Annotated in this window: 20 protein-coding genes, 1 tRNA gene and 1 riboswitch; of the genes, 5 read left to right on the top strand and 16 right to left on the bottom strand. The window is 72.9% G+C overall.

Annotated elements, in window-relative coordinates:
• Positions 1-62 precede the first annotated feature (62 nt).
• From IH00_RS0117080 to IH00_RS0117070, 3 genes are all read right to left on the bottom strand, one after another.
• On the bottom strand, positions 63-1,391 hold the full coding sequence (locus IH00_RS0117080; protein WP_052411430.1) for a cytochrome P450: 1,329 nt from the start codon (positions 1,389-1,391) through the stop codon (positions 63-65).
• Between the two features lie 581 nt (positions 1,392-1,972).
• Positions 1,973-2,046: transfer RNA gene (locus tag IH00_RS0117075), tRNA-Pro, on the bottom strand.
• Between the two features lie 203 nt (positions 2,047-2,249).
• Complete coding sequence (locus IH00_RS0117070; protein WP_031074449.1) at positions 2,250-2,621, bottom strand: MmcQ/YjbR family DNA-binding protein; 372 nt, start codon at positions 2,619-2,621, stop codon at positions 2,250-2,252.
• Positions 2,622-2,766: 145 nt separating this feature from the next.
• Between IH00_RS0117070 and IH00_RS0117065 the strand changes: the two genes are divergently transcribed.
• From IH00_RS0117065 to IH00_RS0117055, 3 genes are all read left to right on the top strand, one after another.
• Positions 2,767-3,177 (top strand): VOC family protein, encoded by a 411-nt coding sequence (locus tag IH00_RS0117065; protein WP_031074448.1) that lies wholly within the window; start codon positions 2,767-2,769, stop codon positions 3,175-3,177.
• Positions 3,178-3,272: 95 nt separating this feature from the next.
• The gene (locus IH00_RS0117060) at positions 3,273-3,653 is read left to right on the top strand and encodes a helix-turn-helix transcriptional regulator (protein WP_031074446.1); all 381 of its coding nucleotides are present in this window, start codon (positions 3,273-3,275) and stop codon (positions 3,651-3,653) included.
• 642 nt (positions 3,654-4,295) lie between these two features.
• A complete protein-coding gene (locus tag IH00_RS0117055; RefSeq protein WP_031074444.1) occupies positions 4,296-5,492 on the top strand; it encodes an acyl-CoA dehydrogenase family protein in 1,197 nt (398 codons plus the stop codon).
• Between the two features lie 88 nt (positions 5,493-5,580).
• Here IH00_RS0117055 and IH00_RS0117050 read toward each other — a convergent pair whose 3' ends face one another.
• The 6 genes from IH00_RS0117050 to IH00_RS0117025 form a co-directional block, all read right to left on the bottom strand.
• Positions 5,581-6,153, bottom strand: coding sequence for a GAF domain-containing protein (locus IH00_RS0117050; RefSeq protein ID WP_031074441.1), 573 nt, complete (start codon positions 6,151-6,153; stop codon positions 5,581-5,583).
• Positions 6,153-6,776 carry a GTP-binding protein gene (locus IH00_RS0117045; protein ID WP_031074440.1) on the bottom strand — a complete coding sequence of 208 codons (624 nt, stop codon included), beginning with the start codon at positions 6,774-6,776 and terminating at the stop codon, positions 6,153-6,155. The genes IH00_RS0117050 and IH00_RS0117045 overlap by 1 nt, the downstream gene beginning before the upstream one ends.
• Positions 6,754-7,131 (bottom strand): DUF742 domain-containing protein, encoded by a 378-nt coding sequence (locus tag IH00_RS0117040; RefSeq protein WP_031074437.1) that lies wholly within the window; start codon positions 7,129-7,131, stop codon positions 6,754-6,756. The genes IH00_RS0117045 and IH00_RS0117040 overlap by 23 nt, the downstream gene beginning before the upstream one ends.
• Before the next feature lie 3 nt (positions 7,132-7,134).
• Positions 7,135-7,566 (bottom strand): roadblock/LC7 domain-containing protein, encoded by a 432-nt coding sequence (locus IH00_RS0117035; RefSeq protein ID WP_031074436.1) that lies wholly within the window; start codon positions 7,564-7,566, stop codon positions 7,135-7,137.
• 7 nt (positions 7,567-7,573) lie between these two features.
• Complete coding sequence (locus tag IH00_RS0117030) at positions 7,574-9,421, bottom strand: sensor histidine kinase (protein ID WP_052411429.1); 1,848 nt, start codon at positions 9,419-9,421, stop codon at positions 7,574-7,576.
• A 273-nt stretch (positions 9,422-9,694) separates the two neighbouring features.
• Positions 9,695-10,282 (bottom strand): TetR/AcrR family transcriptional regulator, encoded by a 588-nt coding sequence (locus IH00_RS0117025; protein WP_031074432.1) that lies wholly within the window; start codon positions 10,280-10,282, stop codon positions 9,695-9,697.
• A 68-nt stretch (positions 10,283-10,350) separates the two neighbouring features.
• Here IH00_RS0117025 and IH00_RS0117020 point away from each other — a divergent pair, with 68 nt between their 5' ends.
• On the top strand, positions 10,351-10,836 hold the full coding sequence (locus IH00_RS0117020) for a hypothetical protein (RefSeq protein WP_031074431.1): 486 nt from the start codon (positions 10,351-10,353) through the stop codon (positions 10,834-10,836).
• 43 nt (positions 10,837-10,879) lie between these two features.
• Here the strand turns inward: IH00_RS0117020 and IH00_RS0117015 are convergent, their stop codons facing one another.
• From IH00_RS0117015 to IH00_RS0117005, 3 genes are all read right to left on the bottom strand, one after another.
• On the bottom strand, positions 10,880-12,121 hold the full coding sequence (locus tag IH00_RS0117015; protein ID WP_039947024.1) for an MBL fold metallo-hydrolase: 1,242 nt from the start codon (positions 12,119-12,121) through the stop codon (positions 10,880-10,882).
• A 341-nt stretch (positions 12,122-12,462) separates the two neighbouring features.
• Positions 12,463-13,257: an SGNH/GDSL hydrolase family protein gene (locus tag IH00_RS0117010; protein ID WP_031074429.1), complete on the bottom strand. Its 795-nt coding sequence runs from the start codon at positions 13,255-13,257 to the stop codon at positions 12,463-12,465.
• A gap of 169 nt (positions 13,258-13,426) precedes the next feature.
• Positions 13,427-14,359, bottom strand: a complete 933-nt coding sequence (locus IH00_RS0117005; RefSeq protein ID WP_031074428.1) for a M23 family metallopeptidase — start codon at positions 14,357-14,359, stop codon at positions 13,427-13,429.
• Positions 14,360-14,363: 4 nt separating this feature from the next.
• Positions 14,364-14,521, bottom strand: a riboswitch (cyclic di-AMP (ydaO/yuaA leader).
• Positions 14,522-15,331: 810 nt separating this feature from the next.
• Between IH00_RS0117005 and IH00_RS0117000 the strand changes: the two genes are divergently transcribed.
• Positions 15,332-16,144, top strand: a complete 813-nt coding sequence (locus tag IH00_RS0117000; protein ID WP_031074425.1) for a tyrosine-protein phosphatase — start codon at positions 15,332-15,334, stop codon at positions 16,142-16,144.
• A gap of 25 nt (positions 16,145-16,169) precedes the next feature.
• Here IH00_RS0117000 and IH00_RS37385 read toward each other — a convergent pair whose 3' ends face one another.
• The 4 genes from IH00_RS37385 to IH00_RS0116980 form a co-directional block, all read right to left on the bottom strand.
• The gene (locus tag IH00_RS37385) at positions 16,170-16,289 is read right to left on the bottom strand and encodes a DUF6126 family protein (RefSeq protein ID WP_039947022.1); all 120 of its coding nucleotides are present in this window, start codon (positions 16,287-16,289) and stop codon (positions 16,170-16,172) included.
• Positions 16,290-16,309: 20 nt separating this feature from the next.
• Entirely contained in the window at positions 16,310-16,936 is a 627-nt protein-coding gene (locus IH00_RS0116990) for a helix-turn-helix domain-containing protein (protein WP_031074424.1), read from the bottom strand.
• A 76-nt stretch (positions 16,937-17,012) separates the two neighbouring features.
• Complete coding sequence (locus IH00_RS0116985; protein ID WP_031074423.1) at positions 17,013-18,398, bottom strand: aspartate aminotransferase family protein; 1,386 nt, start codon at positions 18,396-18,398, stop codon at positions 17,013-17,015.
• Positions 18,395-18,904: transketolase C-terminal domain-containing protein (locus IH00_RS0116980; RefSeq protein WP_031074421.1), on the bottom strand; the 510-nt coding region annotated here is incomplete at its 5' end. The genes IH00_RS0116980 and IH00_RS0116985, both read right to left, overlap by 4 nt.

The following is an 18,904-nucleotide window of genomic DNA, read 5'->3' as shown; positions in this document are numbered from 1 at the left end:
GGTCCGGGCCCGCGCCGGTGATTTTTCCCGGCGGGGGCGGGCGTCCCCGGCCGGCCCGGCTCTCAGCAGCGCGGCTCCAGCACCGCGGGCGCGGGGCCGTCGGGCCGGACGGTGATGCTGAAGGCGGCCCTTTCGGGGACGGCGAGGAAGCGCGGGGTGTGCACGGGCAGCAGGTGCTCGAGGAGGACGGTCGACTCCCGGAGGGCGAACTGCAGGCCCAGGCAGGCCCGGGGCCCGATGCCGAAGGGGAGGTAGCTCCCCGAGTGGGTGGGGCGCCGACCGGGCGTGGTGAAGCGTCGTGGATCGAACCGTCCCGGGTCCTCCCACAGCGCGGGGTCCCGGTGCGTGAGGTACGGGCAGACCAGCACGTCGGTACCGGCCTCCACCGCGTATCCGGCGAGGACGTCGTCCTGCGCCGCGCAGCGCGGCAGGATCCAGGCGGACGGGTAGAAGCGCAGTGTTTCGTGGACGAGCGCCTGGACGGCCTGCCGTCGCCGGGGGGACCCCTCGGCACCGGCGGACAGGGCCTCCTCCCGCGCCTGCGGGTTCCGGTCCAGGAGGAGGTGGAGCCATGTCAGGGTGGTGGCGGTGGTCTCGTGTCCGGCGACCAGCAGGGTGACCAGCTCGTCACGGATCAGCCGGTCGGTGTATTCGGGGCGGGTTCCGGCCGCCTCGATGAGCACGTGGAGCAGGCCCGGGCCGTGGGGTCCGGCCCCGCCGTCGCGGGCGGCGGCGATCGCGCGGCTCGCCACGGCGTCGATGCGTGCCAGCTCGGCCGCGACGGCCCCCTGGGCGGTGACGCCGTCGGCGGGCAGGCCGGGCAGCGCGGCCACCACGGCGGGCACGGCGGCCAGTTCCCGTTCCGTGCCGGCGTCGAGGGGGTGCCCGGTCAGGGAGCGCCAGATGGTGTCCAGGGCGAAGCGGCGCATCTCCTCGCCGATGTCGAGGACCTGCCCGGTGCGGGCGTACGCGGCCCAGCGCGCCGCGGTGGTCCCGGCGGCCTCGGCGATCCGCTGCTCGTAGCGGCGCATGCCCCGGCCGGTGAACTGCGACTGCAGCAACCGGCGTTGCCGCTGCCACGCCTCGCCCGTCGCGGCCAGCACGCCGTCGCCGATCAGCAGCCGGGCACGGTGCGAGCGCTTCACGTACCGGTCGGGATGGAGCGCCAGCACGTGCTGCACTGCCTCGGGGGCGGTGACCAGGACGGCCGGTCGCGTCCCGAGCCGGAACGCGGCGACGCCGCCGAGCCGTTCGCGCGCCTGGGCGAGGAGGTCGACGAGCTCCCCTCCCCCGGCCCGCCACTGCCCGACGGCTGCGGGATCGAGCTCGGGGACCGGACGTCCTTCGGGGGACGGGCCTGGCAGTGCGGCGGGTCGGGCGGGGATGGCCACGGGTCTGCTCCTGTCCGGCGGCGGTACGTCGTCACGGCCCTCCATCGCGGCCCTCACGCACTGTAAGGGAGGGAGCGCACGGGGCGACAGCCCGCCATGGTCCGGCGACGCCCGAGCCGACGGGGCACCTCTTACGGGGAACCGCCGACCCCGGCACCGGTGCGATCGCACTCGCCGAGCGGCTCGGATTCCGGACCGCAAGCAGGTGCCGTACCGGACTTTCCGGGGCCGCCGGCATCTGGGCACGGGCAGCTCGTACGCTCGCGTACGCGGCGCCGCTGCCCGGCGATCGGGCGCCGGTCGGCGGGAGAGGTCCGGGACGCCGTTCGGCCGCTCGCAACAGCGCGGCGAGCATGAGCCGGCCACCGGCCCGCGCCCCTGGTCCGGCGACCGGTCGCCGGGCACGGATCACCGAGCAGGGAGCCCGGGGCGCGGGCGGGCGGTCGCTCCGGATGTCCGCCGAGCCGGATGCCGGTCGCCCGGTGGTGCGTCCAGCCCGTCGACCCGGCTTTTCCCGGAGAACGACCAAGAGGCTGTCTCGGATCACTCCGAAACAGCCTCTTGCTTCCGACTTTCACAAGTCGGGACGACAGGATTTGAACCTGCGACCCCTTGACCCCCAGTCAAGTGCGCTACCAAGCTGCGCCACGTCCCGATGCCCGTCTGACCTGGGGTTTCCCCCGGCCCGGCGTGCATGAGAACAATACCGCACTCCGGCCGGTGATCACGAACCGCTTTCCGGTCGGCCCCGGACCGCCGCGAGGAAAACCCGATGGACACGGCGAGTGGCCGGGCGGACACGCGACGAGAAGGCGAGCGGTCACCGGCCGTCCCGCGGCAGCGGCCCGCACCGCCGCGTCACTCCCCCGGTGGCCCGGCCGTCCCGGGGTGCGCGTCGAGGAGCTTGCGCGGCGCCGCCTGCCGCCAGGAGTCGACGAGGATGGCGCGCAGCTCCTCCTCGTCGTCCAGCGCGGCGAGCCGGACGCGCAGCCAGGCGTACCCGTCGTCGTGGCCCGGCCGCACGAAGAACTTGCCGGGTTCGGCCGAGATGAGCCCCTCCCGGTCCTCCTTCGGGCATATGACGCCGATCACCCGGTCGTCCTCGTCCAGGGAGGCGAAGATCCTTCCGCCCGGACCGCCCGCGCGGAAGGTGGGCAGGCCCCAGGCCGGCTTCTCGACCGTCCCGGGCAGCGAGAGCGCGATCCTGCGTACGTCATCGGCTGTGGCCATACGACGACCGTACGACCCGCCACCGACACCGACCAGGCACCCGGCACCAGCCCCGGAACAGGCCGGGACCGGCACGCGGACCGGCACGCGGACCCGTCAGGATTCGAGAAGCGTGGGTCGCACGGCCGCGCCTAGCCTGAGCAGCATGGACATCACCATTCACACGACCTTCCTCCCGCACGTCGACCCGGACGCCTCCCTGGCCTTCTACCGCGACGTCCTCGGTTTCGAGGTCCGCAGCGACGTCGGGCAGGGCACGATGCGCTGGATCACGGTCGGCCCCGCCGGACAGCCCGGCACGTCGATCCTGCTGGCACCGCCGGCCACCGACCCCGGGATCACCGAGGACGAGCGCCGGACCATCCAGGAGATGATGGCCAAGGGAACCTACGGCTGGATCCTGCTGGCCACCCGGGACCTCGACGGCACGTTCGAGAAGGTGCAGGCCGGCGGCGCCGAGGTCGTCCAGGAGCCGACCGAGCAGCCGTACGGCATCCGGGACTGCGCCTTCCGCGACCCCGCGGGCAACCTCGTCCGCATCCAGGAGCTCCGCTGACCCGTCCGGCCGGCCGCGCACCCGCCACGGACCACCTCGCCGCCCGCCACGGCGTGCGCCCCCGTGCTCGCGGACATCGGTGAAGGGAGCCGCCCATGTGCCCTCCCTCGTGGCGGCACGCACGCATCGCGGCGCAGCGCCTGAGCGCTCTCGCACGGCTGCGCCGCGTCCGCGACCGGATCGACCGGGAGCACGCGCGACCGCTGGACGTCGAGGCGCTCGCCCGCGCCGCGGGCATGCCGCCGGGGCACCTCGGCCGCGCGTTCCGCGCGGCCTACGGCGTATCGCCCTACGCGTACCTGATGGCGCGGCGCGTCGAGCGGGCGGTGGCGCTGCTGCGGCAGGGCGATCTCACCGTGACCGAGGTCCGCTCAGCGGTCGGCTGCCCGTCGCCGGGCGCCTTCGACAGCCGCTTCACCGCGCTGGTCGGCATGCCGCCCGGCGACTACCGGCGGCGGACGGCGGACGGCGCGTGAGGAAGCCCCTCCGGCCGGTGTGACGGCCAGGGCGCCGCCGGACGGGACGCTGCCGCCCCACCCGTACCGCCCGCCCCTTCCGGTGAGGGGTACGGGCCGGCGCGCGGTGCGGCCCGGCGTACGAGCAGGGGGGTGCGCCTGTCGGGGTGCCGCGGAGCCCGGGCACGCGGCGCGCGCCGGTCTGCGCCCCTGTGCGCCGAGGCCCCGGGTGCCGCCCTGGAGCTCCCTTCCGGCACGCCTGCCCGTAACGGCGTACAACCCGTTCACGCGCGGCAGGGATTCGGTCGACCTCCGCGCCGAATCGATCCGCCAGAACCGCACTTCTGTGGCTGCTGTGGCACCGTGGGCGGGATATCCGGCCCCTTGAACCATCTGCCCGCGAAACCTTTGCCCTTGGCATGTGGCAGGAGGAAGCGCGGGGGGAATGGACCCCCGGACAGGACCGGACAGGCCACCATCGCGCGGAGCACGGCGCTGACTGATCGTCAACCACCGCTTTTGGACATTTCTGAGATGGCACGCGACAGGTTCGGAGACGATCCGCACCACGCGGTGGTCGGCATGTTCGGGACGGGACCACTACCGATGCACCACCTGCTCGCACAACCGCACGAGCAGGCGCTTCGCAGAGGAGGCCTCGCTTTGGACGGGTACTTCGCCAGTGGACTGCACCATCGATTGAGGGCGCAGGTACGGGATTTCGCGGAGAACCGGGTCCGGCCGCTGATACCCGCCATGGAGGCGGCCCGGTCGGTGCACCACGAGATGTCCCGGCTCGTCGCCCGGCAGGGGTGGCTCGGCGCGACGATCAGCAAGGAGTACGGCGGATTGGGCGTCGGCCACCTCGGCAAGACGATCATCATCGAGGAGTTGTCCCGGGTCAGCGGCGCCATGGGTGCCGTGGTCCAGGCCTCACAGCTGGGTGCGGCCAAGATCGTGCACTTCGGCAGCGACGAGCAGAAGAAGACCTGGCTGCCGGCCATCGCGGCGGGTGAATGCCTGCCGACCATCGCGGTGACCGAGCCGGAGTCCGGCGGCCATGTGCTGGGCATGACCGCCACGGCCGTCCGCGACGGTGACGACTATCTGCTCGACGGCCGCAAGGTGTTCGTGGGCAACAGCCATGTCGGCGATCTCCATGGTGTCGTCGCGCGCACCGGCCCGGGCTCGAAGGGCCTGACGGCCTTCCTCGTCGAGTCCTGGCGGCCGGGTTTCCGTGTCGGCGACCAGCGGCCCACGATGGGACTGCACGGATTCGGTTTCGGTGAGCTGTTCTTCGACAACTGCCGTGTCCCGGCGTCGAACCGGCTCGGGGACGAGGGCGACGGGCTCGCCGTCGCCTATTCCTCCAGCGTCCTGTACGGGCGGGCCAATCTCACCGCCGTCTCGCTCGGCATCCACCGGGCGATCCTGGAGGAGACGACCCGTTTTTGCGAAGAGCGCCACCGTTACGGCCGGCCGCTGCACGCGCTGCCGTCCGTCAAACTCAAGCTCGGGCAGATCCAGTCCCGGCTGATGACCGCACGGCTGGCCGCCTACCACGCCGTGCACCTGCTCGACCAGGGCATGCCCTGCGACGCGGAGCTGATGAACGCCAAGCTCGTCAACGTGGAGTCGACCCTGGACTCCGCGCGCAACGCCATGGAGATCCACGCCGCCGCCGGGCTGTTCACCGACCGCCCCATCGAGCGGTATCTGCGCGACGCGCACCACATCTTCGCCCCGGCGGGCACGTCGGACATCCAGCTGCTGCGCCTCGCCGACGTCGCGCTGGGCACGGCGAAGGGCGAGTGGTCGGAGCAGCTCGCCGACGTCCTGCGGATGGAACCGGCGCTGTAACCGGCCCGCACGGAGCACTGCGGTGACGCCCTGAGGCTGCGCGAGGCACCCTCAGGGCGTCACCATGTCCGTACGGCGGGGAGCTTGCTCACAGCCGGCCGTCCTCGCGGCGGTGGATCTGCTCCACCAGCTCCGCGGCCAGCGACTTGATCGTCTCCAGTCCCGCCCGCCCCCAGGGGCGCGGCTCGGTGTCGACCACGCAGATCGTGCCCAGCGCCGTACCCGTACGGTCGATGAGCGGCGCCCCGAGGTACGAGCGGATGCCGATCTCGTCGACGACCGGGTTCCCGGCGAACCGCGGATAGTCGCAGACGTCCTCCAGGACCAGTGCCTTGCGGCGGACCACCACGTGCGGGCAGTAGCCGTGGTCACGCGCCATGAACCGGCTCACGCCGCCCGTGGCGGCGGCCTTGGCGCTGAGGTCGCCGCCCGAGTGCGTGCCCTCCGGGGTGTGCAGCCCGGCGAAGAACTGCCGGTTCTCGTCGATGAAGTTCACCATCGAGTACGGTGCGCCGGTCACGGTCGCGAGCTTGGTGGCGAACGCGTCGAACTCGGGGTCGGGCCGCTCCCCCATGCCCAGTTCGCGCAGCCGGCGCACGCGCAGCGGTGCCTCGCGGTCGACGGGGGTCAGCAGCAGGTGACCGGTGGGGTCGTAGGTCATCAGGGTGCTCCATGGCTCGGCGCCGGGGCCGGTACCGGGTAGGTCGCCAGCAGGTGCTGGACGAGGGTGACCAGGGTCTGGATGCCGGAACTGGCGATCCGGGCGTCGCACAGCACGACCGGCACCTCCGGCTTGAGATCGAGGGCGGCCCGCACCTCGTCGGGTTCGTACCGGAAGGAGCCCTCGAACTCGTTGACCGCCACGACGAAGCGGATGCCGCGCCGCTCGAAGAAGTCGACGGCGGAGAAGGACTCCTGCAGCCGCCGGGTGTCGGCCAGCACGACCGCACCGAGCGCCCCCTCCGAGAGCTCGTCCCACATGAACCAGAAGCGCTCCTGCCCGGGTGTGCCGAACAGGTACAGCACATGCCGCCGGTCGAGGGTGATGCGGCCGAAGTCCATGGCGACCGTGGTCGTCGTCTTCGACTCGACGCCCTCGAGGTTGTCGGTGCCGATGCTCACCTGGGTGAGGAGCTCCTCGGTGCTCAGCGGTTCGATCTCGCTGACCGCCCCCACGAAGGTCGTCTTGCCGACTCCGAAGCCGCCCGCGATCAGGATCTTCAGGGCGGTGGGGAAGACGTCGTCGATCGCGTCTCGGCCCTCAGAGCCGTCGTTGTAGGCCATGGAGCACTGCCTCCAGCAAGGAACGGTCGGTGGGGTTGTCGTGGAAGCGGGGCGCCCGCGCGGTCAGCGCCCCGCAGTCGACGAGGTCGGAGAGCAACACCTTGGTGACCACCGCGGGCAGCCGTAGGTGCGCCGCGATCTCCGCCACTGAGGTCGGCCCGTGGCACAGGCCGAGGGCCTGGCTGTGCTCCGGACCGAGCGGCGCCTGGGGCGTGGAACCGGTGGCCATGACCAGGGAGAGCAGGTCCAGCGCGGCCGTCGGACGGGTGCGGCCGCCGCTCACCGTGTACGGACGGATGAGGCGGCCGGCCGCGTCGTCGAGCCAGGGGCCGTCCTGCCGTTGCCGGGAGGACACGGGTCAGCGCCCCGTGACGCCCGGTACCGCCGCGTGTCTGGCCGGTGTGACGAGGTACGGCCGTACGCTCTTGACGAGCATCGCCATCTCGTACCCGAGGACGGCCGCGTCGGTCTCGCGCCCGGCGAGCACGGCCAGACAGGTGCCCGACCCGGCGGTGGAGACGAACAGCAGGGTGTTGTCGAGTTCGACGACGACCTGCCGGACCTCGCCGGTGTCGCCGAAGCGGGTCCCGGCGCTGCGGCCGAGGGAGTACAGGCCGGAGGCGAGGGCCGCCATGTGGTCGGCACTGTCGGCGTCCAGGCCGTGCACGGATTTCACCAGGCCGTCGGAGGAGAGCAGAACCGCGCTGCGGGTGTGGGGGACCCGCTGGACCAGGCCGCCGAGCAGCCAGTCGAGATCCGAGGAATGGCCGGTCGGCACATCGCTCGCCATGGTGCATCTACTCCTTGAGGTCTTCGTCATGCCGCTGCGGTTCGAGGTACGCGCGGTAATCGGGATACGCGCGTGGTGCGCGGTGGTCGGGAGAGGGTGCGGGGGCCGGTTCCGCCCGTACCGGCTCGGCGTGCACCGGCTCCGGCCGTGCCGGCTCCGCGGGTACCGGCTCGGGATGTGCCGGTCGGGCGGGCGGCTGCTCGGCGGACGCGGACTCGGCCAGCCCGATGCCGCGCCGGAAGGCCGCCATCAGGCCCGGATCGTGAAGGGTGGGCTCGTCGTGACGGCGCGGGGCGGGCATGTCCCGCAGCTGCGGGACCAGGTGCTCCTGCGCACGCCGCTTGGGCAGCTGGGGGCGCCCGGTGTGCGCGTCCCGCACCGGCAGGGGCGCGGGCTCCGGCATGTACGAGGGCTGCTGGTGCGGCAGGACGGGCGGGGCGGTCGGCGTGGGGACCGGCTGCCGTTGCACCGGATCGGGGTGCCGGGGCTCGGCCGCCGTGATCTCCGCGGCGGTGGGGGGCCGCGGCGGTACGGGTGCGGGCACGGGGGCGGCGGCGGACGGCGCGATGGCCCCGCCCGTGGCGCCGTCCCCCGCGGCCTGCTCGTCCGACGCGGGCATCCGGTTCGGCTCCGGCCCGAGCAGCCCCTGCGGCAGGACGAGCACGGCCTGCACGCCGCCGTAGATGTTGGACTGCAGGCGGACCGCGATGCCGTGCCGGCGTGCGAGCGCCGCGACGACGAACAGGCCGATCCGGCCGTCCTGGAGGAGATGGGCGACGTTGACCTGGTCGGGGTCGGCGAGCAGCGCGTTCATCTTGTTCTGCTCGCCGACGGACATGCCCAGTCCGCGGTCCTCCACCTCGACGGCCAGCCCCGCCGTGACGAGCTGGGCGCGCAGCAGCACGGTGGTGTGCGGCGCGGAGAACAGCGTGGCGTTCTCGACGAGTTCGGCGAGGAGGTGGATGACGTCGGCGACGGCGTGACCGCGCAGGGTGCCGTCGATCGGCGGCACCAGCTTCACCCTCGGGTACTGCTCGACCTCGGCGATCGAGGAGCGCAGCACCTCCGTCATCGTGACCGGGTTGGACCACTGCCGGCGGGAGATGGCGCCCCCCAGGACGGCGAGGTTCTCCGCGTGCCGGCGGATGCGGGTGGCCAGGTGGTCGACGTGGAACAGGCCCTTGAGCAGCTCGGGGTCCTCGACCTGGTTCTCCAGCTCGTCGAGGAGCTGGATCTCGCGGTGGACGAGGGACTGGAGCCGGCGGGCGAGGTTGACGAAGACCTCGACCTTCTGTTCGTTGCCGACGCTGCTGGAGAGCTGGGACGCCTGGACGACCGCGGCCACCGCGGCTTCGTGGGAGCGGGTCAGCTCGGCCGCGAGCAGGTCGAGCTCGTCGGCGCCGGCGGGCAGCGGGGTGCCGGGCCGGGCGGGCGGGCGCTCGCCGCGGCGCAGTTGTTCGACCACCGCGCCCAGTTCGTGCTGACCGCCGGCGGCGGTGCGGCGCAGCGCGGTGCACCGGTCCAGTACGGAGGTGGCCACCCGGTCGGCTCCGAGCGCGGCCGCGGCGACGGCGGCGACGGCGAAGGCGGCGCACGCGGTCAGTGCGGCCCACAGGCCGGGGGACGGCCTGGCTCCGGTGGAGCGGAGGACGAGGAGCACCGCGGCGACGCCGCCGAGGGCCACCACGAGGGACGGCAGTACGGCGGCGCGCAGGAGTTGGGGGCGTATGCGTGCGTCGGGAGAAGGGGCCGGCGGGCTCGGCCTCCCGTGGGACGGGGGGCGGGCACCTGACCGGCCGTGCCGCCCGCCCTCACGGCGGTCCGGCCGCGCGGCGGGTGCGCGAAGTTGAGACATCAGCGTCCTCGGTACGTGGGGCCCCAGGAATCAGCGTGTATTCACGGGCATGCAATGGCGTGCTACGGGTGTTCGACTTCGGCGCGCGGTGGGCACAACAGGCGTCCGATGAGCTCACCGTTGATCACCAGCAACACACGGTAGTCGTCATGTATTCACGTCCGGTGGGCAGTTGACAAACTTGCCCGCCGAGCGTCCCGCTCTGGTATGAGGGCTCGCACGACAGCCCGATAACGCGGTGCCGAACACGCCGGCGGGTAGGGGCGGTTGCCGTCAGCCCAGGCCGAGCAGCCGGGCGGCGCCCTCCTCGGCGAGGTCCTCGGCGTACGCGGGGAGCCGGGTGCCCGCCCTGAGATGGCGGCGCACCAGCGACAGCGGAAGGTCGATCAGGGCGAGCGCGACGCGTTCGGCTCCCTGCGACCCGTCGGCGCCGAGCCCGGCCGCGACGGAGGCCAGCATCCCGGCCACCCGCTGATGACCGCGGTCCGCCCGGCGGATGTGCTCTTCGGACCAGTCGGCGCGGCCGAAGTCGTCGGCGCCGTAGAGCAGCAGGGAGGCTTCGTCCGTGTGGGCCCGGCTCCAGGAGACGACATGGCGGGCCGCCGCACAGCCGGCGCGCACCGGGTCGCCCTGCGCCTCGAACGTCCGGAAGTACCCGTCCTGGAACCGCTCCACCGTTCGCAGCCAGACCTCGGCCAGCAGGGCGGTGCGGCCGCTGAAGCGGTGGTACACCGACCCGCTGGGCGCACCCACCTCCTTGGCCACCGCGGACATGGTCACTCCCGCGGGACCGGAGGCCACCGTCAGGCGCACGGCCGCGTCCAGCATCTGGTCCATGTCGAATCGGGGTGGTCGGGCCATGAGTCGGAGAGTACCCTCCCTATTATTAGAGAGCACCCTCTAATACGGATGATGCGGAAGGGCGGACCATGGGCGTCCACAACGTGCACGAGCGTTTGCTGCCGGCGAAGGAGAGCGAGGTGGGCGCCCTGATCGACACCTTGGCGAGCGAGGGCGACCTGCTGTGGCCGCGGGCCCCGTGGCCACCGATGCGCTTCGACCGGCCCCTGGCGGTGGGGGCGGTCGGCGGACACGGACCGGTCCGCTACACCGTCGAGGCGTACGCGCCCTCCCAGTGGGTGCGCTTCTCGTTCGACGGTCCGCGCGGGTTCCACGGCTTCCACGAGTACGCCGTGATCCCCGTCGACGAGGGGCACACCGTGCTGCGGCACACCCTCTCCATGAACGCCCGCGGCCCGGCGCGCACCGGTTGGCCGCTGCTGTGGCGGCCGCTGCACGACGCCTGCCTGGAGGACAGCCTGGACCGGGCCGAACGGGCCTGTACGGGCACGGTCGCACGCCCGGCGCGCCACAGCCCGTACGTGCGGATGCTGCTGCGCGCGATGGCACGCTGAGCGGCCCCGCGGCACACGGGCCGGCGGACCGGCGGAACCCGGCTCAGGGCGTCGGGGCTGCCGCCTCCTGGGCGCCGTCCGCTACGTCCGGCCCGGCCCCGGCGTCGGGCCCGACCGCCGCCGTACCGGCGATGAGCGGCACCGCGGCGGACGGCCGCCCGCCGGACGGCAGGTGCGCCACCTCCCGCCACCACGGGGTGCCGGGCACCTCCGCGGCGGTCGGTTCGAAGGGCTCTCCCGGGCGCGGCAGCGCGACCCGGGCGCCTGCTCGGGCGGCGGCTTCGACCGTGCCCTCCCCGGGCTCGGCCCACGGGTGCGGGGCGAGGTTGAAGGTGGCCCAGTGGATCGGCAGCATCACCCCGGCCGGGCTGCCGCCCTGGAGGTCGAGGTGGGCCCGCATGCCCTCGGCCGGAGTCATGTGGATGTCCGGCCAGTACGCGCTGTACGCCCCGATCTGGATCATGGTGGCGTCGAACGGGCCGTGCTCGGCGCCGATGCTGCGGAAGCCCTCGAAGTATCCGGTGTCGCCGCTGTGGTAGATGCGGTGCTCCGGCCCCGCGACCGCCCAGGACGCCCACAGGGTGTGCTGCTGGTTGCGCAGGCCGCGCCCGCAGAAGTGGCGGGCCGGGGTGGCGGTGAGCCGTATGCCCCCGACTTCCGTGGACTCGTGCCAGTCGAGCTCGCGCAGGCGGGATGCGGGGACGCCCCAGTGCTCCAGGTGGGCGCCGACCCCGAGCGGCACCGCGAAGAGGGTGTCGGTGGAGGCCAGGGCCCGGATGGTCGGCAGGTCGAGGTGGTCGTAGTGGTCGTGGGAGATCACGACCACGTCGACCGGGCCGAGCGCGGCGATCGGCAGCGGCACCGGGTGCAGCCGCTTGGGCCCGGCGAAGGGGAAGGGCGAGCACCGCTCGCCCCACACCGGGTCGAAGAGCACCCGGCTCCCGTCGATCTCGGCGAGCACGCTGGAGTGTCCGGTCCAGGTGAGCCGCAGCCCGGACGCCGGTGGACGGGCCAGGTCGGCGACGGTGGTGGGGTGCACGGGGATGGTCCCGGCGGGGGCGCGGCGCCGGCGCGCCTCCCGCTCGAAGTAGGTCCGGGCGAACTCGACGGCCGAGCCGGACGGTCGGTGCCGGGCGCCCACGGGGTTCTGGAACACGCCGTCCGCGAAGTGCGGCGAGCGGCGGATGCGCTCCATCCGCGCCCCCGTCGGGTCCGCGCCGAAGGCGGCGGGCCGCAGCGAGCGCAGCCGGGAGCGCAGCGGATGCGTGGAGCCAGCGCCGGTCACAGCACCTCCAGGGACTCGGGTCCTCCCATTATGGGCAGGGGGTCCGACAGCGCCGGATCCGGGCCCCGCCCCGCGCGAAGCCGCGCGGCACGACGCCCCACCGCGCGCGAAGCCCCGTCGAGCGGGCGCGAAGCCGTACCGCGCGCGAGCGCCGTGCTCCCCGCAGCGACGCCGTACCGGGCGCGGCCGCGGTTCCGGGCCGGGGCACCACGCCGGGCAGGCGCGAAGCCGTACCGCGCGGCGGCGGTTCCGGCCCGGGCGCCGGCGGCTTCGTGGCAGGCCGTCCGCGACGCCCGGCGCACCCGGAAGGCCCGGTCACGGCCCGAGCCCGCCGCCGCGCGTCAGAGCGGCAGCAGGTCCGGCCGCTTCGCCGAGATGTGGTCGCCGGAGGACTCGCCGCGCAGCCGGCGGCCGATCCACGGGACCAGGTACTCGCGAGCCCAGTTGATGTCGTCGCGGCGCACCTCGAGCGTGCCCCGCGGGGGCAGCGGCGGCCACGGCTGGTCCGGGTCCGCGGGCACCTCCAGGCCCAGCACCTGGCCGGCCCGGAGGGCGACGCGGGTGTGACCCTCGGCGGAGAGGTGGAGGCGGTCGGCGTCCCAAGCCCGCTTGTCCTGGACGGTCCTGAGGGACCACAGGTCCAGTACGGGGCAGCCGTAGCGGTCGGCGACGGCCCGGACGTGACCGTTGTAGGTGGCGATCTTGCCGCGCAGGTGCCGCAGCACCGGCACCCCGCGGGTGTCGAAGCCCGTGGTCACCAGAACGGTGCCGACCACCGACGTGAGGTCGGCGACGGCGCGCTCGAAGCGCTCGGCGACGTCGTCCGGGTCGCTGCCCGGCCGGATGATGTCGTTGCCGCCCGCGCAGAAGGTCACCAGGTCGGGGGCGAGCTCCTTGGCCCGCGGCACCTGCTCCTCGACGATCTGGTCGAGGAGGCGGCCGCGTACGGCGAGGTTGGCGTACCGGAAGTCGTCCGGATCCGGAAGCCGGTCGGCGAGCAGCACCGCGAGGCGGTCGGCCCAGCCGACGTACATCCCGTCGGGCCCGGGGTCCCCGACACCCTCGGTGAAGCTGTCACCGATCGCCACGTACGACCCGAATGCGTCACTGTCTCTGAAAATCGAATCGTCTGCCACGGCACCACATCTTTCCCTCCGGATGTGAGCTACGCGACCGTAAGGAGGGGTTGACGCGGGGTGAGATACGCCACCGGTCAAGATTCGGCCAACTCGGAATACGCCGCCGCCCGGCACCACGTGTGCGGTGCCGGGCGGCGGTCGTGACCAGGAGGGATCCGGCGGTGCGTCAGATGGAGACGCCGTGCTGACGCAGGTACGCGATCGGGTCGATGTCCGAGCCGTAGCTGGGGCTGGTCCGGATCTCGAAGTGCAGGTGCGGGCCGGTGGAGTTGCCCGTGGAACCGGACAGGCCGATCTGCTGGCCGCCGCTCACGCTTTCGCCGGAGGAGACGGAGAGCGAGGAGAGGTGGGCGTACTGCGAGTAGCTGCCATCGGCGTGCTGGATGATGACCTCGTTGCCGTACGCGCCGCTCCAGCCGGCGGAGACGACGGTGCCCGGGCCGACGGCCTTGACGGTGCTGCCCGAGGAGGCCGCGAAGTCGACGCCGGTGTGGTAGCCGGAGGACCACATGGAGCCGGAGGCGCGGTAGGGAGTGGTGATGCCCGCGTCGACCGGAGCGGTGAAGCCGGAGCCGCTGGTCTGCGGGGCGGACGGCGCCGGAGCCTCGGCCTTGGCGGCGGAGCGGGAGGCGCGGGCCTCGCTGCGGTCCGCCTCGGCCGGGGCCGACTCGGCCGGAGCGGCCTTCCCAGGCGCGCCCTTGGCCGGCGCGCCCTTGGCCGGCGCGCCCTTGGCCGGCGAGCCCTTGGCGCCGAGGGTGAGCTTCATGCCCGGGAGGATCAGCGACGGGTCGTCACCGATGACCTCACGGTTGTCCTTGTAGAGCTTCTGCCAGCCGCCCTTGACGTTCTTGTTGTGGGCGATCTTGGCGAGGTAGTCGCCGGCGACCACGGTGTACGTGCGCGGGGCGGCCTTGGCGGTCTGCGCGGCGGCGACGACCTGCTGCGGAGCGGTTGCCGGCGCGGCGCTCTTCTCCGCGGCGTGCGCACCGGTGGCGCCGAGCAGCGGGATGGCGATGGCGGCGCCACCGGTTCCGGCAGCGACGAAACCACGCGTGATCGGGCTGGACTTGGGACGGCGGTGCTTACCCTTCGCGGGCATGGCGAATTCCTCTCCGGCGCCTGCGAGGTGAGCTGTCGGGTTCGGGCTGGAGATGCCCGGCCGCGTGGTCGACGCGGCTTCACCCCTAGCCGGTCCCGTCCATTCGGGATCGGCGGACTACCTGGTTCCCCCGCTCCTGCCAGACGTGGGTGGGTTCGAATTCCGGGCCGGTGGCAGGATTCGGCGGTCCGGCCGGATTGCCGTGACCGTAGGACAGCAGGGTCGGGCCGAACAAGCCGCTGTTTTCCGCGGGCCATTCCTTTCCCCGGTAACCCGCGGAATTACCGGTCACCCTCCGTGGATTACGGATCATGAATTTCCTTTGATGGCAAGGAGTTTGAGAGCGGCGCGCGGCCACGGACCGTCACCTTTATGACGCTGCTCACGTGGCGCGGCCCATCTCCCTTGCTATCGGGGCACGTTATCCCGAAAACCCCAATACGGACACAAGCCGCCATTCACGAGCTCGCCTCGGGAGGCAAAACATGGTGAATCCGGACAGATCGGCGACACGCTGTCCGATTTTCCGGCATTCGTACCCACCATGGAGCCGATGCCGCATCGGCGCGGCACGGACAGCGGAGGACGGTGCGCCGCGACCGGACCGGCCGGCCCGCCTCCCCCGCCCGGCCACCACCGGGCCCCCGGCCGGCCCACCCCCCGCCACACCGCACCCGCCGCCGGAGTGCGCGGGCTCGCGCCAGCGGAACCGCCCGTACCTCATGAAATGGGCCAAACGGGATATTCATGCGCATCTCATATCGCACGAGGTGCACGAGGCACACGAGTGCCGTGTGTCGCCCGAAGCGGGCAGGGGGCGCACACATCCCTTCCGGCGCCGCCCGGCGGGTGCCCCACCACAGCCGGCGGGTCGTGCCGCCGACAGATCATTGCCCGGGGATACCTATGTCGTATCGTCGGATCGCGACATCGTCGGCGGCCGGCGCCGGCGTGAGACGCGGAGGAGCCCCCGTGACGCAGCAGCTGCCGCAGGTCCCGTCGACCGAGCCCGAACTGTCGGGAGTGCGCAACTTCCGCGACGTGGGCGGGCTGCCGACGGTGGACGGCCGCCGCGTCCGGCACGGCAGGCTCTACCGCAGCGGGCACCTGGCGCACGCGACGAGCGAGGACGCGGCGTTCCTGAGCTCGCTCGGGCTGCGCACGATCTTCGACTTCCGCAACACCGCCGACCAGAAGCTGGAGGGCGCCGACGTCGCGCTCCCCGGCGTGCGGAACGTGAACATCCCGCTGACCGACCCGGCCGACGGCGCCGAGTTCTGGCGCATGGTCCGCGACGGCAACATCGACCAGCTGCGCGAGCTCCTGTCGGACGGCAGGGCGGCGGCGCGCATGACCGCCTCGTACCGCACGATCATCAAGCACCGCACCGCCGAGCACAGCCGGGTGCTGCACGCCCTCGCCGAGGACAGCGTCCCGGCCCTGATGCACTGCGCGGCCGGGAAGGACCGGGCCGGGCTGTCCATAGCGGTGGCCCTGCTGGCGGTCGGCGTGGAGCGCGAGGCCATCGAGGAGGACTACCTCAAGTCGAACGCGCCGCACCGGCGCTACAAGGTGCACCGCAGCGACACGTCCTCCGCCGGCATGTCACCCGAGGTGATGGAGCTGCTCAGCCCGCTGTTCGAGGCCCGGCTCGACTACCTGGCGGCGGCGTTCGCCACCATCGAGGAGATCTGGGGCACGACCGACCGGTACCTCGCCGAGGGCCTCGGCCTGACCGGGGCGATCCGCGAGAAGCTGCGCGAGCGCCTCCTCGACGAGGGCTGACCGGGGGCGGCCCCCGGGCCCGCCCTCAGCCGGTGCCGAGCTCGAAGAGCAGGTACAGGAACGCCGCGAAGAGGTGGCCCGCCACCAGGTAGGCGAAGAGCCGGACGACGAGACCTCGGGGGAACTTCCACTCCTGGGACGACATGGCGGCCTTTCTGTACGGGGTCAGCGACGGGGTGCGGAGCCGCCGAGGCACAGGTCGGCCGCGGCGCTCTGCAGGAGGGTGTGGACGAAGAGCAGCTCGGCCCCGCGGCCGGTGGCCGCAGTGATCCGGTGCGGCGTCAGCGAGTCGAAGTGGGCGCTGTCCCCGGGGTCGAGGACGTGCGCCGCGTCCCCGAGGACGAGCCGCACCCGCCCCTGGAGGACGTACAGCCACTCCTCCCCCGGGTGGACGCGGACGAGGTCGTCGCCCCGGCTCGCGTACGGCACCTGGACGCGCAGGGCCTGCATGGCGCGTCCGGGGCCGCCCGCCTGGTGGTAGGTCCATCCGTCGGCCTCCACGGGCTCCGGCCGCCCGGCACGGACGATCGGGTCGCGCTCCGGCGCCACCTCGCCGAGGAGCTCGGACACGGTCGTACCGTAGATGCGGGCGAGCGCCAGGAGCATCGGCAGGGACGGCTGGCGGCGCCCGGTCTCCAGCCGGGACAGATGCGCCGGTGACAGGCCCGCGCGCCGTGCCGCGGCCTCCAGGGTGAGGCCGCGGCGGCGGCGCAGCTCTCGCAGCTGCGGGGCCACGTCCGGCAGTGTCTCGGGCAGGAGGTCCGGGGGCGGATCCCCGGGGGAGCTGGGCATACCACCATTCCGCCAGGAATTTTCCTCACGGGCAATTTTCTTGCCTCAGAGGCAAAAGGCGGTGGAAGGCGGACGATCAGCGGTTGGCGACGGCCTGCTTCATCAGGGTCCTGCCGAAGTCCCACATCAGGCCGCCCCCGGCGTGCGCCTCCTCCATGACCTCCGTGAAGGCGTCCACGAACCGGGTGACCTCCCGTTCGCCGATGATCAGCGGCGGGATCAGCTTGATCACTTCGAGCCGGTCGCCGGACACCTGGGTGAGGATGCGGTGCCGCTGCAGCAGCGGGACGACCACCATCTGCGCGAAGAGCCCCTTGCGGGCCGCCTGGAGCATCGTCCAGCGGCTGCGCAGTCCGAGCGAGGACGGGCGGCCGAACTCGATGCCGATCATGAGGCCGCGCCCGCGGACCTCGTGCAGCATCTCGAAGCGGTCCACCAGTGCCGCCAGCCGGGCCTTGAGCTCCTCACCGGTCCGCCGGGCGTTGGCCACGACCTCCTCGTCCTCCAGCACCGACAACACGGCCAGCCCGGCCGCCATGGCCTGTGCGTTCGACCCGAAGCTGGCCGAGTGGACGACCACCCGGTCCATCGAGGAGAACACCTTCTTGAAGATCCAGTCCTTGCCGAGGGTGGCGCCGACCGGTACATAACCGCCGGACAGCGACTTGGCGACGCAGAGCAGGTCGGGCTCGACGCCGTCCTCGTGCTGGTACGCGTAGAAGTCGCCGGTCCGGCCGAGCCCGGTCTGCACCTCGTCGGCGATCAGCAGCGCCTTGTGCCGGCGCAGCAGCTCCTGGGCGGCCCGGAGGAACCCGGGCGGTGCCTCGTGCACGCCCTTGCCCTGGACGGGCTCGACGATGAGGGCGGCCACGTCGCCCCGCTTCAGCTCCCGCTCCAGCGCCGCCAGGTCGCCGAGCGCGATCGCGGTGTCGGGCAGCAGCGGCGCGAACCCGTCGCGGAAGCAGTCCTCGCCGTTGACCGACAGGGAGCCGGTGGTCAGCCCGTGGAAGGCGTGCGCGCAGTAGACGATCCTCGGCCTGCCGGTCGCGCACCGGGCGAACTTGAGCGCGGTCTCCACCGCCTCCGTACCGCTGTTGGAGAAGAACACCCGGTCCAGGTGCGGCGAGTACGACACCAGCTTCTCGGCGAGCAGCCCGGGCAGCGGCGCGCAGTCGAAGCGGGTGAGGTCGGCGAGCTCCGCGTCCAGGACGTCGTGCAGCGCCTTGCGGACGACGGGGTGGTGCCGGCCGAGGCCCATCACCCCGAAGCCGGCGAGCATGTCGAGGTAGTCGTTGCCGTCGGCGTCGTAGAAGTACGCACCCTGGGCCCGCTCGTACATCTTGTCGAAACCGATGGTGTGCAGCATGCGCGGCAGCTGGTGGTTGAGGTGCCGGGCGTGCAGCTCGTAGCGCTCGCCGCCGCGGTCGGCGAGCAGCGCCGCCAGGTCGAACTTCTTGCTCATGCTTCGCTCTCCTTGCGGGCCGGCACCGCGCCGGCCGGTGGAACGGCGTCGCTGATGCGCCCGGCGATCTCGACGGGGGTGAGTCCGATGTCGGCCAGGACTTCGCCGCGCTTGGCGTGCGGCAGGAACTGCTCCGGGATGCCGAAGGTGCGCAGCGGTACGTCGACGTCGGCATCGCGCAGGGCCTGCCCGACCGCCGAACCGACGCCTCCGGACCGGCAGTTGTCCTCCACGACCGCGACGAGCCGGTGGGTGGCGGCCAGCGGTGCCAGCGCCTCGTCGACCGGCTTGACCCAGCGGGGGTCGACCACGGTGCAGGAGATGCCGCGCTCGGCCAGCAGGCCGGCCGCCCGGAGACAGACCGGCGCCATGACGCCGACGGCCACCAGCAGCACGTCCGGCTCGACGCCGTCCGGACGGTGCAGCACGTCCATGCCGCCGGTGCGCCCGACGGCGGGCACCGGCTCACCGACCGCCTCCTTCGGGAAGCGGACGACGGTCGGTGC

Origin of the sequence: Streptomyces sp. NRRL S-118 (genome assembly GCF_000716335.1) — a bacterium.
GTDB lineage: Bacteria > Actinomycetota > Actinomycetes > Streptomycetales > Streptomycetaceae > Streptomyces.
The sequence above is the reverse complement of the archived record's forward strand: the minus strand, read 5'-3'. Positions and strand labels throughout refer to the sequence as shown.

Excerpts from the sequence above, each read along its gene's own strand:
- IH00_RS0117070 (WP_031074449.1), bottom strand. The coding sequence starts at position 2,621 with ATGGCCACAGCCGATGACGTACGCAGGATCGCGCTCTCGCTGCCCGGG.
- IH00_RS0117065 (WP_031074448.1), top strand. The coding sequence starts at position 2,767 with ATGGACATCACCATTCACACGACCTTCCTCCCGCACGTCGACCCGGAC.
- IH00_RS0117060 (WP_031074446.1), top strand. The coding sequence starts at position 3,273 with ATGTGCCCTCCCTCGTGGCGGCACGCACGCATCGCGGCGCAGCGCCTG.
- IH00_RS0117050 (WP_031074441.1), bottom strand. The coding sequence starts at position 6,153 with ATGACCTACGACCCCACCGGTCACCTGCTGCTGACCCCCGTCGACCGC.
- IH00_RS0117045 (WP_031074440.1), bottom strand. The coding sequence starts at position 6,776 with ATGGCCTACAACGACGGCTCTGAGGGCCGAGACGCGATCGACGACGTC.
- IH00_RS0117035 (WP_031074436.1), bottom strand. The coding sequence starts at position 7,566 with ATGGCGAGCGATGTGCCGACCGGCCATTCCTCGGATCTCGACTGGCTG.
- IH00_RS0117030 (WP_052411429.1), bottom strand. The coding sequence starts at position 9,421 with ATGTCTCAACTTCGCGCACCCGCCGCGCGGCCGGACCGCCGTGAGGGC.
- IH00_RS0117025 (WP_031074432.1), bottom strand. The coding sequence starts at position 10,282 with ATGGCCCGACCACCCCGATTCGACATGGACCAGATGCTGGACGCGGCC.
- IH00_RS0117020 (WP_031074431.1), top strand. The coding sequence starts at position 10,351 with ATGGGCGTCCACAACGTGCACGAGCGTTTGCTGCCGGCGAAGGAGAGC.
- IH00_RS0117005 (WP_031074428.1), bottom strand. The coding sequence starts at position 14,359 with ATGCCCGCGAAGGGTAAGCACCGCCGTCCCAAGTCCAGCCCGATCACG.
- IH00_RS37385 (WP_039947022.1), bottom strand. The coding sequence starts at position 16,289 with ATGTCGTCCCAGGAGTGGAAGTTCCCCCGAGGTCTCGTCGTCCGGCTC.
- IH00_RS0116990 (WP_031074424.1), bottom strand. The coding sequence starts at position 16,936 with ATGCCCAGCTCCCCCGGGGATCCGCCCCCGGACCTCCTGCCCGAGACA.
- IH00_RS0116985 (WP_031074423.1), bottom strand. The coding sequence starts at position 18,398 with ATGAGCAAGAAGTTCGACCTGGCGGCGCTGCTCGCCGACCGCGGCGGC.